This is a genomic window from Weissella cibaria (assembly GCF_004521965.1).
GTDB classification, from domain to species: Bacteria; Bacillota; Bacilli; order Lactobacillales; family Lactobacillaceae; genus Weissella; species Weissella cibaria_A.
Window position 1 is genome coordinate 1 of record NZ_SDGK01000026.1, and the last position, 17,747, is coordinate 17,747.

15 protein-coding genes are annotated in these 17,747 nt (G+C 44.9%); all 15 read right to left on the reverse strand.

From position 1 onward, the window contains the following. Positions 1-374 precede the first annotated feature (374 nt). The gene (locus EST42_RS04085; protein WP_134644329.1) at positions 375-2,576 is read right to left on the reverse strand and encodes an LTA synthase family protein; all 2,202 of its coding nucleotides are present in this window, start codon (positions 2,574-2,576) and stop codon (positions 375-377) included. A 122-nt stretch (positions 2,577-2,698) separates the two neighbouring features. Then, complete coding sequence (locus tag EST42_RS04090) at positions 2,699-2,953, reverse strand: DUF1797 family protein (RefSeq protein WP_099088177.1); 255 nt, start codon at positions 2,951-2,953, stop codon at positions 2,699-2,701. After that, a complete protein-coding gene (locus EST42_RS04095; RefSeq protein WP_134644330.1) occupies positions 2,950-3,969 on the reverse strand; it encodes a lysylphosphatidylglycerol synthase transmembrane domain-containing protein in 1,020 nt (339 codons plus the stop codon). Before EST42_RS04095 ends, EST42_RS04090 begins: the two co-directional genes overlap by 4 nt. A 4-nt stretch (positions 3,970-3,973) precedes the next feature. Continuing rightward, complete coding sequence (locus EST42_RS04100) at positions 3,974-5,002, reverse strand: glycosyltransferase family 4 protein (protein WP_134644331.1); 1,029 nt, start codon at positions 5,000-5,002, stop codon at positions 3,974-3,976. Next, positions 4,999-6,246, reverse strand: coding sequence for a glycosyltransferase family 4 protein (locus EST42_RS04105; RefSeq protein WP_134644332.1), 1,248 nt, complete (start codon positions 6,244-6,246; stop codon positions 4,999-5,001). Before EST42_RS04105 ends, EST42_RS04100 begins: the two co-directional genes overlap by 4 nt. 159 nt (positions 6,247-6,405) lie before the next feature. Beyond that, positions 6,406-7,044, reverse strand: a complete 639-nt coding sequence (gene pyrE / locus EST42_RS04110; protein WP_134644333.1) for an orotate phosphoribosyltransferase — start codon at positions 7,042-7,044, stop codon at positions 6,406-6,408. Positions 7,045-7,046: 2 nt separating this feature from the next. Beyond that, on the reverse strand, positions 7,047-7,763 hold the full coding sequence (gene pyrF / locus EST42_RS04115) for an orotidine-5'-phosphate decarboxylase (protein WP_167711088.1): 717 nt from the start codon (positions 7,761-7,763) through the stop codon (positions 7,047-7,049). 8 nt (positions 7,764-7,771) lie between these two features. Further along, complete coding sequence (locus tag EST42_RS04120) at positions 7,772-8,731, reverse strand: dihydroorotate dehydrogenase (RefSeq protein ID WP_134644335.1); 960 nt, start codon at positions 8,729-8,731, stop codon at positions 7,772-7,774. Between the two features lie 23 nt (positions 8,732-8,754). After that, the gene (gene carB, locus EST42_RS04125; RefSeq protein ID WP_134644336.1) at positions 8,755-11,934 is read right to left on the reverse strand and encodes a carbamoyl-phosphate synthase large subunit; all 3,180 of its coding nucleotides are present in this window, start codon (positions 11,932-11,934) and stop codon (positions 8,755-8,757) included. After that, positions 11,927-13,009 carry a carbamoyl phosphate synthase small subunit gene (locus EST42_RS04130; protein WP_134644337.1) on the reverse strand — a complete coding sequence of 361 codons (1,083 nt, stop codon included), beginning with the start codon at positions 13,007-13,009 and terminating at the stop codon, positions 11,927-11,929. The genes carB and EST42_RS04130 overlap by 8 nt, the downstream gene beginning before the upstream one ends. Then, complete coding sequence (locus EST42_RS04135) at positions 13,006-14,292, reverse strand: dihydroorotase (protein ID WP_134644338.1); 1,287 nt, start codon at positions 14,290-14,292, stop codon at positions 13,006-13,008. The genes EST42_RS04130 and EST42_RS04135 overlap by 4 nt, the downstream gene beginning before the upstream one ends. Then, positions 14,292-15,197, reverse strand: coding sequence for an aspartate carbamoyltransferase catalytic subunit (locus tag EST42_RS04140; protein ID WP_134644339.1), 906 nt, complete (start codon positions 15,195-15,197; stop codon positions 14,292-14,294). Before EST42_RS04140 ends, EST42_RS04135 begins: the two co-directional genes overlap by 1 nt. Positions 15,198-16,120: 923 nt before the next feature. Then, positions 16,121-16,432, reverse strand: coding sequence for a hypothetical protein (locus tag EST42_RS04150; protein WP_134644340.1), 312 nt, complete (start codon positions 16,430-16,432; stop codon positions 16,121-16,123). Between the two features lie 15 nt (positions 16,433-16,447). Beyond that, positions 16,448-16,954 (reverse strand): hypothetical protein, encoded by a 507-nt coding sequence (locus EST42_RS04155; RefSeq protein WP_134644341.1) that lies wholly within the window; start codon positions 16,952-16,954, stop codon positions 16,448-16,450. Between the two features lie 362 nt (positions 16,955-17,316). After that, on the reverse strand, positions 17,317-17,463 hold the full coding sequence (locus EST42_RS10480; protein WP_167711086.1) for a hypothetical protein: 147 nt from the start codon (positions 17,461-17,463) through the stop codon (positions 17,317-17,319). Between the last annotated feature and the right edge of the window lie 284 nt (positions 17,464-17,747).

Sequence of the window (17,747 nt, forward strand, 5' to 3'; positions counted from 1 at the left end):
CTTGCTTGATGACCCTACACATTTGTTTCATCGAAACGATATTCAGTTTTCAATGATCTACCCAGCCGCCTCGACGACCTAATCTATATTACAGAATTGAAAATAAATTGTCAACAACTTATTTCAACAACTTCAATATTAATCACATTAGATTTACATATCTCTCAGAGATAACTTAAATATCTTACCAAGCAATCAACACGATGTCAACACTTTGTTTTATTCAAGTTTCACGACATAAACGTTTCCGCTTTTGAGTGCTTAAACAATATATCGCATTCGCGAACGTTCGTCAACCACTTTAATTCATCAATTAATTCCGAACAATAAAAAAACACGTCAGACCTAAATCTGCGTGCTTTTTTGTGATGTTATTACTGTCCCACTGCCGTACTATCCGTTGCAGCACCGCTATCATCAACAGTAGCGCTATCAGTCGCTGTGCCGTCGTGAGATGCACTACTACTTGACGCTTGTTGAATTGTCTGTGGTTGGCCACCAAGTTCTGGTGCATCCGTGACATAGTCAGCCATGGTCGACTTCTGATCATGTTGATCCTTCAACGATGTATCCTGCTTCTTGTCCATCTGCTTCAGCAACTTCAATCCATCTGACTTCTTATATGAATAATCAGACTTTTTGACCTTCTTGAAGCCTTCGGGTGTGTAGAAGCGTAGCAGGTCTCCTGTTTGGACGTTGTCTGAGTACGTTAACATCTTGTCAACGTACTTCTGCGTCTGTTCAATAATCTCCTTGGCACGTGGATCTTCCTTTGGATTGATTTTCGTACCAGTCGTTGTGACATAGTAATTGCCACCATACTTTACATACTCTGCTGATACCCAATCACCGTTTCGGAAGGGCACAACTTGCTTACGGTTTGTTGCTAATAAGTCCTGGCCAAATTGCACATCATTGGCCGTTGATATCCCTAATAGGTGCAATAATGTTGGCATGACGTCAATTTCACCACCATACGTGTGGTTCACACCGCCCTGCAAACCAGGTGCGTGCACAATAAATGGCACCTTTTGCCAGTTCGCAAGGTCATACTTGTTAACTGAACTCTTACCCATCAACTTAGCAATTGCAGCTGGGTGGTTTTCAGAAATACCATAGTGATCACCATACAAAACAATCATCGACTTATCATACAATCCAGATTTCTTCATCCAAGTTAAGAACTCAGCAAATGATTGGTCTAGGTAGCGGGCCGTTTGCACATACCCGTCGACTGTCTTGTCACCTGTCGTTGTCTTTTCAATTGAAATGTTCTGCTTATCCAAGTCATATGGATAGTGGTTAGTAACCGTAATCAACTTCGCATAGAACGGTTGTGGTAACTGTTCAACGTACTTAGCTGCATCTTGCAAGAAGATTTTATCCTTCATACCATAGCCAATGTTGTAGTTGGCATTATCAGCATCCTTGTAATATGGCTTACTAAAGAAGTAATCATACCCCCATGACTTATAGGTATTATCACGATTCCAGAATGAAGCGACGTCACCGTGGAAGGCAGCCGTTGTATAGCCCTGCTGGTCAAGCCATGCCGGTACTGCTTGAAACGTGTTTGACGTACCATAGTTAACCATCGCTGACCCTGAAGCAGTTCCAAACAGCCCGGTCTCCAACATCATTTCAGCATCAGCTGTCTTTCCTTGACCAACTTCATTATAGAAATTATCAAATGCTAATGTGTTTTGATCATGGTAGAACTTATTAAGGTTAGGTGTCACCTCTACCCCGTTAACTTTGTAATCAATCAAGAATTGCTGGAATGATTCCAAGTGGAACATAATTACATTCTTGCCCTTCTCCTTACCAAAGTAAACAGAATTCTGCAATGTATTATTGTTCTTCACGAATTGCTTAATCTTATCCAAGTCAGAGGCTTTCGCTTCCTTCTTAACATCTGCCGTTTGCTTCGTCTTAAAGACGTTGTAGGCCGCGTATTCGTTCAAGCCCAAATACTTAACAATGTAGTTGTTATCAAACGTTCGCGTCAGTAGGCCTGATCGATCTTTTGATGAGATACCATAGCCAACCAGCATCAATAAGATACCAAACACAGTTGTCAATGCGGCAAATCGCTTTTGTACAGCCGTCTTGTCGACTTTAATAACCTTCGTCAATAACAAAACAATCAGCACAACAATATCCAAAAAGATAAGGAAATCTGATCCTTGAATAATACCTGCGATTGACTTGCTCAAGTTATTTTCGACTGAGCCACCAGAATTAATGATATTCAACGACAAAAAGTCGGAAAACTCACGATAATACAGGATATTAGCAAACAGCCAAATCGTCTGTACTAAATTGATCAACAACATCAACCAGTAGGCAATTCGCCCACGGAAGTAAAGCGCAATCCCCAGCAAAATAATTGCTGTTGGAATTGGATTCAAAAATAGCAAGAACTCTTGCAAAGATCCGCTAACTCCCAGTGAAAATTTCGTCTTATATGCCCAGTAGGTTTTCAACCAAACCAAAAACACGGACAACAAGAAGAAGCCAACCGTTGAGTTAAAGTCCGGCCACCATTTTTTGATAGCTGAAATTACTCGTTGCATTTTATTACGCTCCATTTTATTTCGAACGATAATCCGTTCTTAAATTATATTTTTTCAGTATACAGCTGTTCCATTAACGAAACATAAAAGAGACTTAATGATACCAACTTTTCATCACTGTTTTAAAAGGTCTCCTTAAAGTCCTGCAACGCTTCATAGATATCGATTGCAACCAAATCTGCGTCATCAAACGCAAAACGTCGGTTATTATCACGTAGTCCCTCAACTGCAAATGTTTGTGATGGCCGATCATACATGACTGTAACAACCGTGACCCCGAATGCATCAAAATGTCTTATTTGCACATCATCACGGTCATCGACCATCATGGCACGAATACGTTGAGCGATTTGTACCAAATCACTTTCTCGACTCACTCTTTTCCTCTTTCTATCTTATCAGCACTTAAGCTGAAGGCTAGGATGCCCGCAAACATCCCCATATAGTAGGTAATCAGGCGCCAAATTGCCATGGCAAATACAAGTAACGCCGCATTCGGCAAGAACTGTGCGAATAACATCGCAAAACCAGCCTCGGCGCCACCCGTTCCACCTGGAATCGGAAACAGCGAAATAACCATGACAATCAGAATATGAAAAGCCGTTACCAAGATAACGTTAACATGTGGTACGCCTAACCCTAACAGGATGAAGTACGGAATTAGGTAATAAACCAGCATTTGGAAGAACGTTACCACGATGGCCCGCCACAAAGCCGTCCAATCATGACTCATCCGGACACTTTCTTGATGGAAATTTACAATTTTGGCATCAACCGTTTTCCGCCAGGTAGTCGCTTTATCCGGTTTAAACCGTTGAACCGGCTTAAACAGCCACTGCACCAACGTATTAGTTAGCGCTGGCCAATACATGACTAACAACAAACCAACGATAACTGCCAAATGCACCAAAAATCCTAAAATCACAAATATTGCCCAAGCATGAAGCTTATCCGCTATATATTGGTAACCAATTACCAATGCCAAGATAAAGTTCACGACAATCATGCCTTGATAAACAACAAATTTCATTAATAGAATTGAACCGGCACGCCCGGGATCGATGCCGGCCTGTGCCATTGTAATCATCTGCATTGGCTGACCGCCGGTGGCAAACGGTGTAATCCCATTACCAAACTGTTCAACCAATGGCACCCGAATAGCATCCTTCCAGCTTAATTTCTCGTGTGCATCGTTAACAAATACCTTGACAACCACTGCCTCAAGCAACAAATAGATCACCATAGCGCCGACGGCAACCAGGAGCCACCACCAGTTAGTCTGCCGTAAATCCTGAGCAAACTCATGCAAATTCACCGTACGAAATGACCAGTAAAAAATACCTGAGCCGATTAACAGCATAATAACAAAAACAATCCCGTTACGTTTTGTCATCTAGCTACCTCTTTCCTAATGCAGCCTGTTCCGTGTAGAACTTTTGCCAGATATCCGCGACATAGTCGGCTGAATAACGCTCTGAAGCCGCAAATGCCTGTTCTGACAAACGTTGGCGCAAATCTGAATCGGCTGCTAAGGTTGCAAGCTCTTGTTGCATATCAGCTTTATCTTTAGCCGGCAAATAGTAGCCGGCAATAATCGCCCTGTACAAATCCAAGTCACGCAAGACTGTCGGCGTCCCTGTACTAAACGCTTCCAGCGCTGACATTGGGAACAATTCAGAATAACTTGGTAATAAGAAAACGTCAGCAACGTTGTAATACCCGTTAATGTCTGCGCGATCCACAATCCCTGGGAATTTTAGATTAGCTGGTGGGGCAGCGAGGACCTTTTTCAATTCATCATAACCTGCTGTAATTGAGCCAAACGAAAAGCCCCCTACCCAGACAAAGGTCCACTGTGGATTTTCTCGCGCCAGTGCAATGAAGTCCCAAATCCCTTTGCGTTCTTGAATTTGGCCAACCCCCAACACCACAAATGCATCTTGGCCGATGCCAAACTGCTGACGTAACGTCTGCTTTTGATCCAGTGGCAACGGATGAAATTGCGTTTTGGTTACAAAATTCGGAATATAGGTAATTTTGTCCCGCTTAACGCCTAATGCCACCAGCTTCTCAATGAACGTTGGATTAACGACAACAATGTGATCCATGCGCTTGTAAAACGCCATCACATACCAGTAGAAAATATTTTTAACCGGCCAATGCAATAAGATTGACCCGTCCAATGTTTCAGGTAAGAAGTGTACGTATCCAACCTTTTGACCACGTCCTGGCAAGAAGGTGTTCAGATAGAACCAAAAATCAATTGTATGATAATGACTCACGTCAGCTGGCGCCAATGAATTAAAGCGTAATTTAAAGCTGTCTTTAAAACGGGCCGTTAGTAAATTAACCAACTCGCGGTACGCTGAACCCACCCCTTGGCCTGGAACGGTTTCAGCTGATGAAAACATCGTTATTTTAATCATGAGTTATCACGCCGGAAGGGATTGCGAAGCAAGAATGTCTTTGAGTACTCAACATCATTTGCTTCAGCTGCTTCCGTATCCTCCTCTTCATGGTAGACTGCCAATGCTTCTGCGTAAAAATCAATCACCCGCTTACCGAAGGTCCGTTCATCAATTTCATGCAGTACTTGTTGGCGGGCGTCCGGATTACCAATAACTGTCCCCATCTTCTTTGCCTGCATGTATGAGACCATCGGTTCTAATAATTGAAAGCTATCGTCAACCAGTTGTCCAATATTTTTATCGGTCACAATCGTGTCCAAGTACGGACTATGAATGGCAACAACCGGCGTATCAGCCGTCATAGCTTCAATAAACGTCAAACCTTGCGTTTCCGATACTGAAGCTGAGACAAAGACGTCTCCCATTTTATAGTAGCCATAAACGTCATTATGATTAACTTCACCGGTAAAAATGACATGATCTGTAATTTCCAAAGCCAACACGTGTTCCTGGAGGGCTTCCATGGCTGGGCCACCACCGACAATTACGAATTTTGCTTCAGGCACTGTTTCTAGTGCTTCCGCAAAAACCGATAAGGCGTCATCTAAATTCTTTTCAAACGCAACGCGCCCAAGCGATAAGACAACCGGTGTATCTGGCGTCAAGCCTAACTCTACCCGTAGTTTATCGCTTGTGTCTTCATTAGCACTGTGTAGCACATTTACGCCGGTCGGAATGATTTCGATTGGTGCTTTTACCTTGTACTTGGTTAATGTGTCGTAAGTTTGACGTGATGGTGAGATAATTCCTGTCATTCCCGCCATGAAATTCCGAGCAATCACGGCAACACTACCGGGCCGAATGATTTTACCATTAGCAATATAGTGCAAATAATCCTCGTAATTTGTATGAAACGTATGTACGACCGGAATCTTCAACTGGCGAGCAACAAACTTACCAATGACACCCAATGAAAATTCAGTTTGTGTATGCACTAAGTCTAATGCTAATTTTTTCGCTAACTGTACCGCTTGAATGGCCCCACGATACGTAATGCGCCGATCCTTAAAGCCCACAAAAGGCAGACTCGCAAACCGATATACGTTAGGTTCCAGGGTACCTTTTTTTACCTTCGGATCGGTAGACGTAAAAATATACACTTTATGTCCGTTGGCTTCTAATTGACGGCGCAACGTTTGAATTGACGTTGCAACACCAGAAACCTGTGGGAAATAAGTGTCCGTGAATAATCCGATATTCATAGTTGGTCACCTTTCGCAAATAGTCTTACGTTCCATTTTATCAACAAAGACCAATTTTGGGGACATTTCACCGCTAGCCTTAGCTAAATATTAACTGGGGGAAAATAAGCGCCCCAACAAAATAAAAAACCAGTCCGCACTGTAACTGGTTTTTTATGTTTAATTGTTTGGTTGCCAAGCTTGTGGATCTTGACGCCACTCTTGGAGCGTTGCCAAATCCGATGTTTGAATAGTCCCTGTTTGCTGCGCCACGGTTAACAATGTCGTGTAATTCGTTAACGCCTTAAACGGGGTTTGTGCTTCGCCAAAGTTTTGCATTGCTGCTGGCAGTTCGTAGCTGAAGATAGCGCTAACGCCTAATACTTCCGCACCGGCCACTCGCGTCGCTTTAACTGCGTCCAGCGCTGATCCGCCTGTTGAAATCAAATCATCAATCAAGACGACCTTGTGTCCAGGTAGCACAACGCCCTCAATTTGTTGACCAGCCCCGTGATCCTTGGGATTTGACCGAACATAAACCATTGGCAAATCTAACACTTCTGCCACCCAGGCCGCATGCGGAATACCAGCAGTTGCCACTCCGCCAATCACCTGTACATCTGGATATTCACGTTTAATCAACTCTGCCAATCCTTGTGCAATCAACCGACGAACAGCCGGAAAGCTGATTGTCTTACGATTGTCAGTATAAATCGGGCTCAAAATGCCCGAAGCCCAGGTAAACGGTGCCGTCGGCTGAAGCTTGACCGCTTCAATTATAAGCAATGCCGTGGCAACTTCTGTTTGATAATCTGTCATCACTATTCCCCCTGAAATTCAGCGACCACGCGCTGATATGCTGCAACTGGATCTGCCGCTTGTGTAATCGGCCGCCCGACAACAATACCGTTCGCCCCCATTTCACGCGCACGCGCTGGTGTCACAACGCGATTTTGATCGCCGACTGCATCACCTGCTAAGCGAATCCCTGGTGTAATCGACAAAAAGTCAGTTGGTGTTGCTTCATGGATTGCTCGTGATTCGAACGCTGACGAGATTGTTCCTGCAAATCCAGCTGTCGCAGCCAGTTGCGCTAAGTGAACTACACTCGTTAATAACGGTGCCGTCACAAGTTGTGTCTCTTGCATCTCTTGTTCTGAAAAAGACGTTAACTGCGTGATTGCTAATAATTTGGGCACCTGGCCGTTAACCAATGCGGCACCGGCTGTGGCCCCCTGATGAGCAGCCGTCATCATACGAACACCACCGGCTGCGTGAATCGTCAAATAGTCAACTCCCAGCTGGGCCAAATGATTTGTCGCTTGAGCCACGGTGTTTGGAATATCGTATAACTTCAAATCCAAAAACACAGTGAAGCCAGCCGCTTTTAATTGGCGAACAATCGCTGGCCCTTCACGATAAAACAACGCCATCCCCACTTTTACCGCTGGCCGGATATCAGTCGGAAACCGATCTAAAAAGGCCATTGTTTCCTGCGCGTCGGAAAAATCTAACGCAATAAATACTGGTTTTGCCATCATCTCTCCTAATGCATTGCTTCCCAAGCCGTAACGGGTAGTGGGAACTTTACCACTGCCCCAGTAACATCACGCACCGTGTCAAAATTATATTTATCAAGGGCCGCTGGCAAAGCCTTGATTAACTTAGGAATAAACTGCTTATCTTCGGCTGTTTTCGTTCCAATCTGCACAGCAGACGCACCGGCAAGCATTAATTCAAGGGCCGCATCAATTGAGTCAACCCCGCCGACCCCAATGATTGGAATATCGACCACCGAAGCAGCTTCCCAGATCATTCGCACAGCGATTGGGTGGATGGCTGCCCCTGACATACCACCAGTGCCACGGTACAAGCGTGGTTGACGCGTGGTCAAATCAAGACTCATCCCAACCACCGTATTAATCAGCACTAATCCATCCGCCCCTGCATCAGCAGCCGCTTTAGCAATCGGCTTTATATCCGTCACATTTGGTGATAATTTAGCATACAATGGTTTGTCCGTCACCTCACGAACTGCGGCAACTACTTCAGCCGCCGTTTCCGGATCAACACCAAATTCCATCCCACCTTTGTCGACGTTTGGGCATGACAGATTAAGTTCCAGTGCCTTGATATAATCAATCCGATCAAACAGCTTAGCTAACGTTTGATACTCTAAGACCGTCTCACCAGCTACCGAAATCATCACTGGGAGGTCTGATAAGGTTCTCGCCAGTTCAGGCAGCACCTCATTCGCAACCGATGCCATTCCTGGATTAGCTAAACCGACTGAGTTCATAATGCCACTATCTACGCCAATGACCCAGGGCTTCGGATTCCCACGACGCGCTTCGAGCGTCGTCGTTTTTAAGACCAAAGCGCCCATTTCATTTAAGTCAAAATCTTGCAAATGATCTAAACCATACATAAATGCACCTGATGAAGGCATAAAGGGATTCTTTAGCTCCAATCCTGGTAACGATACTGAATAACGTGTTTCTTCCATGTTAATTCTCCCCAAATAACTGTCTAGGACATTGCTGTAACCGCAAACCCTTGTGATTCCAAGACGCGAAGCAACGCCCCCACCGTGTCGAAGGCCGTAAAGAGTGGGACTGCATTTTCGATAGCCGCATGTCGAATCCGTTGGCCATCACTAATCGTGGTACCATCTTGACGCGTTGTATTAATCGCAATTTGTAGGTGACCGTTTCGCAATGCCGATACCGCATTATTATCAGATTCACTGATCTTATCAAGAACCTCCACAGCTAACTGATTAGCGCGTAGATATGCACCCGTCCCCGCCGTCGCTACCAATTGGAAGCCTAAGTCGGCAAAACGTTTGGCCAACGCGAGGGCCTCTTCCTTATCTTCATCAGCAACCGTCAAGAGCACGTTACCAAACGTTGGCACCTTGGTGTTTGAAGCTTCAAACGCCTTATATAGTGCCTTTTCAAACGTCGTGTCGGATCCCATTACTTCCCCAGTTGACTTCATTTCAGGTCCCAGCAACGAGTCAACTTCAGGCAGCTTGGTGAATGAGAAAATCGGTGCTTTAACGTGAACTGTCGTTGGTTCAGGTACTAAGCCAGTTGTTAAACCAAGATCTGCTAGACGTTGACCTAGCATCACTTGTGTTGCCAACTGTGCCAACTGCAAATGCGTGACCTTCGAAATAAAGGGCACTGTTCGTGAGGCGCGTGGATTCACTTCGATGACATACGCCGTATTATCATGAATAACAAATTGGACGTTCATCAACCCAACAGTCTGTAGCGACTTAGCCAACGCGATTGACGCTGCCACCATTTCATCCTTGACCTTTTGGCTCAGTGTCTGACTTGGGTAAACCGACATCGAATCACCAGAGTGAACCCCGGCGCGTTCGATGTGCTCCATAATGCCTGGAATCACAACCGTCTCACCATCAGATAATACATCTACTTCAGCTTCGGCTCCCACTAAGTAAGAATCGATTAAGACAGGGTGATCATTAGAGACCTTCACCGCACGTCCCATGTAGTCGGTTAGTTCAGCCGCATTGATCACAATTTCCATTGCACGACCACCCAACACGTATGAAGGTCGAACCAAGACGGGATAGCCAACTTCTTCAGCTGCTGCCAAAGCGCCTGGTACTGTCGTGGCTGTTTTACCAACCGGTTGTGGCAGTTGCAAAGCCTTAATCACTTGATCAAAGGCTTCCCGATCTTCCGCACGATCCAGATTTTCAACCGTTGTCCCCAGAATGTTAACACCACGCGCCGCTAATGGTGCAGCTAGGTTAATCGCCGTTTGCCCACCGAACTGAACAACCACCCCAAGCGGTTGTTCATGGTCGATTACGTTCAGAACATCTTCTAGCGTCAGCGGTTCAAAGTACAACTTGTCCGAGACTGAAAAGTCTGTTGACACTGTTTCAGGGTTTGAGTTCATGATAATTGCCTCATACCCAGCTGCTTGAATCGCCTTCACCGCATGCACCGTGGCATAGTCAAACTCAACACCTTGTCCAATGCGAATTGGGCCGGAACCCAATACCAACACACTTGGCTTCTCACTAACAGCTGACTCGTCTTCCTGTTCAAAAGTTGCATAATAATATGGCGTTTGCGAGGCAAATTCGGCCGCCACTGTATCGACCATCTTATAGACTGACTGCAACTGTAACTGTTGGCGTCGTTGACGAATGTCATCCGTCGTCATCCCCCAAATGTCCGCAATCGTTTGATCAGCAAACCCATTCCGCTTAGCCAATGCTAACGTATCAGCATCGCCAACTTCATGCGTCAGTTGTGTCTCAATCTCAATCAAATGCAGCACTTTGTCTAAGAAAAATTCATCGATTTGAGTCGCCGCATGCAATTCAGTCAGCGTAATACCTCGACGGAATAATTCACCAATCATAAACAACCGATCATCACGTGCCGGCATTAACATATCCACTAAGTCGGCAGTTGCCAGGTTTTCAAACCGAATGTCACGCAAACTGAGCGTCCCAATTTCCAATGAGCGAATCGCCTTATTCATGGCCTCTTCGAGGTTACGGCCAATCGCCATGACTTCACCAGTTGCCTTCATCTGCGTCCCTAAACGACGGTCAGCGTTAGCAAATTTGTCGAATGGCCAACGCGGAATTTTAACGATAACGTAGTCGAGGGCTGGTTCAAATTGTGCCATGGTTGTCCCAGTAACTGGGTTAATAATTTCATCCAATGTGAGCCCAATCGCAATCTTGGCAGCCATCTTGGCGATTGGATAACCGGTTGCCTTTGAAGCTAAGGCTGATGAGCGCGACACACGCGGGTTAACTTCAATAATATAGTACTGGAATGATTCTGGGTTCAGTGCCATTTGAATATTCACACCACCCTCAATCTTGAGCGCTCGGATGATTTTCAAAGCTGCATCACGCATCATTTGCAGTTCACGATCCGATAAGGTTTGCACCGGTGCGACTACAATCGAATCACCCGTGTGAATACCAACTGGGTCAAAGTTTTCCATCGATGCCACAATCAAGGCGTTGCCAGCGGCATCGCGCATTACTTCGAACTCAATTTCCTTAAAGCCAGCAATTGATTTTTCAATCAATACTTGCGTCACTGGTGATAATTCCAAACCATTTGCCGTAATCTCAGCCAATTCAGTTGGTGTGGCCGCAATACCACCACCAGTGCCGCCAAGAGTGTACGCTGGGCGCACAATCACCGGATACCCATGCGTTGTCGCAAATGTTAAAGCATCATCGACCGTCGTGGCAATTGTCGACTCAGGGACTGGCTCATGAAGCCGACCCATCAAATCTTTAAACGCTTCCCGGTCTTCCGCTTCTTCAATCGCCGTTAGTTTTGTACCGAGTAACTCGATACCCATTTCAGCCAAAATACCTGTTTCAGACAAATCTTTGGCTAAGTTCAGCCCTGTTTGACCACCCAAGGTTGGCAAAATGGCATCTGGTCGTTCTTTCCGAATGATACGCTCCAAAAACGCCAACGTTAGCGGTTCGATATAAACACGGTCAGCCATTTCCGCTTCCGTCATAATAGTGGCGGGGTTCGAGTTTACCAAGACAACCTCATAGCCTTCCTCTTTCAAAGACATCGCTGCCTGCGTACCAGAATAATCAAACTCGGCTGCTTGACCAATTACAATGGGGCCTGAACCAATCACTAAAATCTTTCGAATGTCTGTACGCTTAGGCATGTTGTACTCCTTGCTTTTCGTTGGCAATCATCTGCAAAAAATCATCAAATAAATACTCAGCATCGTGAGGACCTGGTGCTGCATCTGGGTGGAATTGTACCGAGAAGGCTGGGCGGTTCGTCAAATGTAATCCCTCAACCGTGTGGTCATTAATTTCTTCGTGGGTTATCTCTAACTTGGTATCAACAATCGATGCTGCATCAACCGCATAACCATGATTCTGCGACGTAAAATCGATTCGCCCGGTGTTCAAATTGCGAACCGCGTGGTTAAAGCCACGGTGACCAAACGTTAATTTGTAAGTTTCTGCCCCATTGGCCAAGGCAAACAATTGGTGACCCAAGCAAATGCCCATCAATGGCAAGCAATCCTGCAACGTACGAATAACCGGCAATACCCCTTCGACGGATTCAGGGTCACCCGGTCCATTTGAGAGTAGCACCCCGTCTGGGTTAGTATCCAAAATTGTTTGGGCATCTACTGTCGCTGGGAATACCGTCACATTGACGTCGCGCTTGGCTAGCGTGCGCAAAATTGAGTTCTTCAACCCAAAATCAATCATCGCAATTGACACGCCATCCGTTGGGTTAACGTACGTTGTTTGCGTCGTTACCTCAGCAACCTGTCGATCTGACAAAGTCGTATCCGCTAAAATTGTCAGTACGTCCGGCGTCACTTCATCGACAATCATAGCCTTCATGACACCATGCTCGCGAATTTCCTTGGTCAACGCTCGCGTATCAATGCCGGTTATTCCTGGCAAATCCATTTTTTCAGCCCACTCCGCCAATGACATTTGAGAACGCCAATTTGACGGGCGTCGAGCAATTTCATGAGCCACAATTGCACTCGCAGCCGGACGCAGCGACTCAAAATCATCCCGGTTGATGCCGTAGTTTCCAATCAAAGGGTATGTGAAAGTCAAGATTTGGCCATGGTATGACAAATCTGTCAGTGATTCTTGATACCCTGACATTCCCGTATTAAAAACAACTTCCCCAGTGACTGGCTTGCTTGATCCAAACCCTTCCCCCGCATAAACTGATCCGTTTGCTAAAACTAAGTAGCGCTTCATAACTCCCCCTCTGCTTGATAGGCAATCTGACCGGCAACTAACGTTAGTCGCGTCTGCCCATAGACAACTTCCCCAATGAATGGTGTATTCACACCCTTAGACAAGAAATCTTGCACATTAATTTGATATGGTTTTTCTAAATCAAACAACGCCAAGTCCGCTCGTTCACCGACAGCAACCTGTTTTGGTGCCTCTAACCTAAAAGCATCAATCGGCGCTGCGTTCATCCAAGTTAATAATTGGGCTAGCGTCGCAATGCCAGGTTTAACCAAATGCGTATACAACAACTGAAAACTGGTTTCAATCCCAGTAATGCCAAATGCAGCCCCGATAAATGACCGTTCCTTCTCAGCCACACCGTGTGGTGCGTGATCCGTAGCCACCATATCAATGGTGCCATCCAATAACCCGGCAATAACCGCCGCACGATCTACCGGTGCACGTAGCGGTGGATTCATCTTGAACAAGGCATCATCTCCAGTAATATCAGTTTCATCCAACAATAAGTGGTGTGGTGAAACTTCGGCTGTGACGTGAATCCCGTTTTGTTTAGCTAATCGCACCAAGGCGACAGATTCTTTCGTTGATAAATGTGCAACGTGATAATGGACGCCAGTTGCTTGCGCCAACATGAGATCACGCGCAAGTTGGGCCGATTCAGCAAGTGGGTTAATGCCCGGCAAGCCCAGTTCAGTCGACCGTGCGCCTAAATTCATTACCCCACCTTTGACTAACGATTCATCTTCAACGTGCGCTACTAGTGGCCGATTCACCTTGGCTGCGGCCACCATCGCATCAAACATGGTGGCTGCAGTTTGCACCCCTTTACCATCATTAGTAAAGGCGATTGCACCCGTCGCAGCCAGCGCTGGCAAATCACCAATTTCGTCAGCGGTTAGTCCTTCAGAAATCGCACCATACTGCGCAATGTGGACAACACCTGATGCTTGATTACGTGCTTGGACAGTTTCAAACGCTGATAAAGTAGCTGGTACGGGGTTCAAATTAGGCATCGCCGCCACGGTTGTAAAGCCGCCACGGGCTGCTGCGCGGGATCCCGTTGCAATCGTTTCTTTGTATTCAAAACCTGGTTCGCGAAAATGGACGTGAATATCAACCAAACCAGGTGTTAATAATTGGCCCGTCGCTTGAATAACGCGGTCAGCCGTCACATCAAGTTGTGGGGCAACTGCCGTAATCGTATCGTCAGTCACCAAGACATCTCGCGTAACCAGTTGCTCAGCTTCTAAAATTTGAGCCTGCTTAAGCAAAAGTGTTGTCATTATTCTCCCCCTCGTGCGATTGCCGCCAAAATTGCCATGCGTGCATATACACCATTGGTCATTTGTTCAAAAATACGTGATTTCGGTGCTTCCACCAACTCATCAGCAATTTCAACGCCCCGGTTAACTGGCGCAGGGTGCATGATAATTGCCTGTTCCTTCAACCGTCCATATCGTTCACGTGTTAACCCATGTAAAGCGTGGTAGCTAGCGGCTGAAAAGTTCGTATTTTCATCTGTATCTAAGCGTTCGTGCTGAACACGTAAAAGCATCAACACATCGACCTTTTCTAGTTCTGTATCAAGCCCCGTGTACGCGCCATAGGTTTCAAATTCGCTTGGATACCATGCCTTGGGTCCACCAAACGATACCGTTGCGCCTAGGCGTTGCAGAACCGCTGCGTTTGACCGAGCAACGCGTGAATGCGCTAAGTCACCAACGATAAGGATATTTAATCCTTCAAAATGACCAAAATTCTCATAGATTGTCACCAAGTCCAACAAACTTTGTGACGGATGCTGTCCACTACCATCACCGGCATTGACCAGTTGTGGCATCCGCTCTGATTGCTCAGCGATCAGCGGTTGATACCAGTCATTGATATGGTGGCGTAGAACAACCACATCAACACCAACAGACCCTAATGTCTTTAACGTATCCGACAAGGTTTCACCCTTTTGTGTGGAACTCGTTTGTGGATCAATTGCAATCCGTTGCCAGCCTAGTTTTGTCTCTGCAACCTGAAAACTAGTGTGTGTCCGAGTTGAATTTTCGAAGAATAGGTTGGCCACTAATTTTGGGGTTTGCATCGGTTGACGCTTGCCCTGTTTGTAGGCTAGTGCTTCAGCAATCATGTCTTGAATTGTCGTGAGCGACAACTCGTTCAAGTTAACAAAGTTTTGCATGGTGACTCCCTTTCTGTGCACAAAAAAACCTCGTGAATCAGTGATTCACGAGGTTTTGCTTCTGGTTAGTTTTTAGCGGACTGATACAGTTATCCCCTTAAATTCCCCTAACCAACGGCAACCCTTCATAGCCTCACTGGACTACTTTTTAAAAGGTTATTTGTTGTTGCATTAAATATAGCACTCGCAAGTAAAATGGTAAACAATACTGATTTTATTAGTTAACAAATTTAAACGTTTTACGTATTGTTCTATCACGCTTTACCTTTTACTTTACATTTTCATTACAAAATAAAAAACCACCTGATCGGTCATCAAGTGGTTATCAATTAGCTAATTTGTGGTTCACGGGCCATATAAACATCATCATTATCTCGGATACGGTGGCCCCTAATTGGAATTCTTCCACGCCTTGTGAAATAAACTTTGTTAGTTACATCTTACCAACGAGCAAATAAATTACCAGTTCAGCTTGGGGCCTGAATCGTTGTTCACCATCGACTTCATAACACCATTCATTTGCTGCATTTTGCCATTGCTCGTGTACCTAAGCAACCACTTCTGGATGGTCTAAATCATCGCCATACTTGGCTGCGCGCTTCATCATCTCTGGAATCCAATTCATGTCCCTTACCTCTCTTTTCTAAGCATATCCTGTTTCTCGTTTTACTATGTACCTAGATTAAAGTATACCCTGCCATTTCAGCCAAAAAGTACCAAAAACGACACAAATTTCGCCGTTTTGTTCAGCCTGTCAAGCTAATGGTTCTATGCATTGTCATTTTGTCGGGGCATTTGCTCCTTTTAAAACCGTCGCAAAGTGATGCTTCAATGTATCAGCAATAAAACTCCTGTTTTTGGGGAACAGCGGTTTGCCCGTTGGTTTAAAATGAGGGCCTTCATCAAAGAGTATTCGACATTATTCAGAACTGAACTAATCGGCGCTCGAAACACATTACAGTGGTGCATGTACTCATCTGCAAGCCGCAACGCAAGCGTTTAATCACCATCTCAACATCATCAATGTCGATGAATGAATACATCACCAGCCGATGCTCCGCTTCATGCCACTCATCAAGTTTTAATAAGTAATCCGTAATTGTACGTGCTAAGTCTAATTGCACAATGTTCGTCGGATTCTTAAAGAAGAACACCGTTAAATCAGCTGGTAACAACCGTAAGTAGGTCATCATTTCAAACAAACCATTTAATCGAATGACCACGTCTTGATGCATAATACGATATAACTTCTATCGCGTGATGCCATATTGTTCGAACTCGCTCCCGGTAATTCGTTTCCCTTTCAAAAAAATTTGGAGCGCATCGCCAAAGTTATATGCTAACTGCGCTGACTGAATATGATCATAATCTGTCGTAAACATCGACTTACCATTAACGGCCATGTGTGACCGCTTCATCGTCAAGGCTTGCCATAAACCAGGAAACGATAACGTGTCGTTTTCAACTACTTCTCGCGCAATCGCAACATTTAACCAACTTCGGAATTGCTGTTGCGCTGCCGGACTATCAACTGTGTAGTAAGCCTTCAACATCTTGGCGAATTCGCGGAACATAAACAATTCAATATTTGACGGACGCGCAGGTTGATTTTCAATTGCCTCTAAAACAAATAACATGGTTGGCCAAGATTTCAACGAAAGACGTGTTAGATGAACCAAGGCATAATAATGAATCCGCAAAATGGTGAGATAAATCGCCATTGGCATGTAGCCACTAAACAGCCCGATACTTTGCACAAAAATTTCATAAAGCCGACAAAACCGCTTGGGGTTAATGATTCGGCAATCAACGAAAATAGTTGCATCTCAAAGTACGTGAAGACCCGATATTTTAAGCTCATCACAGAGTACCGTCACATCCAGTTTACAATTGGCATCGATTTTGTAGACCACCAAGTAATTAAAGGCCAGACCACACTGTTGATGTGCCGCTAAATTAGACTGGGCATATTTAGCTTGTAGCATATCCCGAAACGTTTTCCACTGATCCAACGGTCAAATTACGGGCACGCAATAAACTTAAGTTATAGGGTTCTAGAATGGACATCTGTATCAATCACTAACTCCGCAAAGGATACCGTCAGTAGGTTCATTAGAATTTATAAATCGTGAATCGGTAAATCACGCTTACCACGCATGTAGGCAAAATATTTACTCTTTGAAATACCGTTCACCATAATTGTTTGAACCGACACCTGTTTGTTGCATCTTATTTCATTAATTCTTTCAGCCAATGTCTGTGTCATCCGCGTTTCCCCCAATCGTGAACTTCCTTAATTACTAGGATACGGGACATTTTTGAAAAAACAGTATATTTGTTTCACTTTCAGCACCATTTATTTATTACAAACGTCTCAGTCCTATAATGAGGACAATATCTTAAGAAAGCGAGTTTATCATGAATCAATCAAACTGGTTATTTAATGAAGCAACAACAACAATTACTAACGCCTCTCAACAAGCCCACTTATCACTAAGCTACACAAACAAGACTAATCAAAGGTAATCAAAAACCCGGGCTGGCATATCT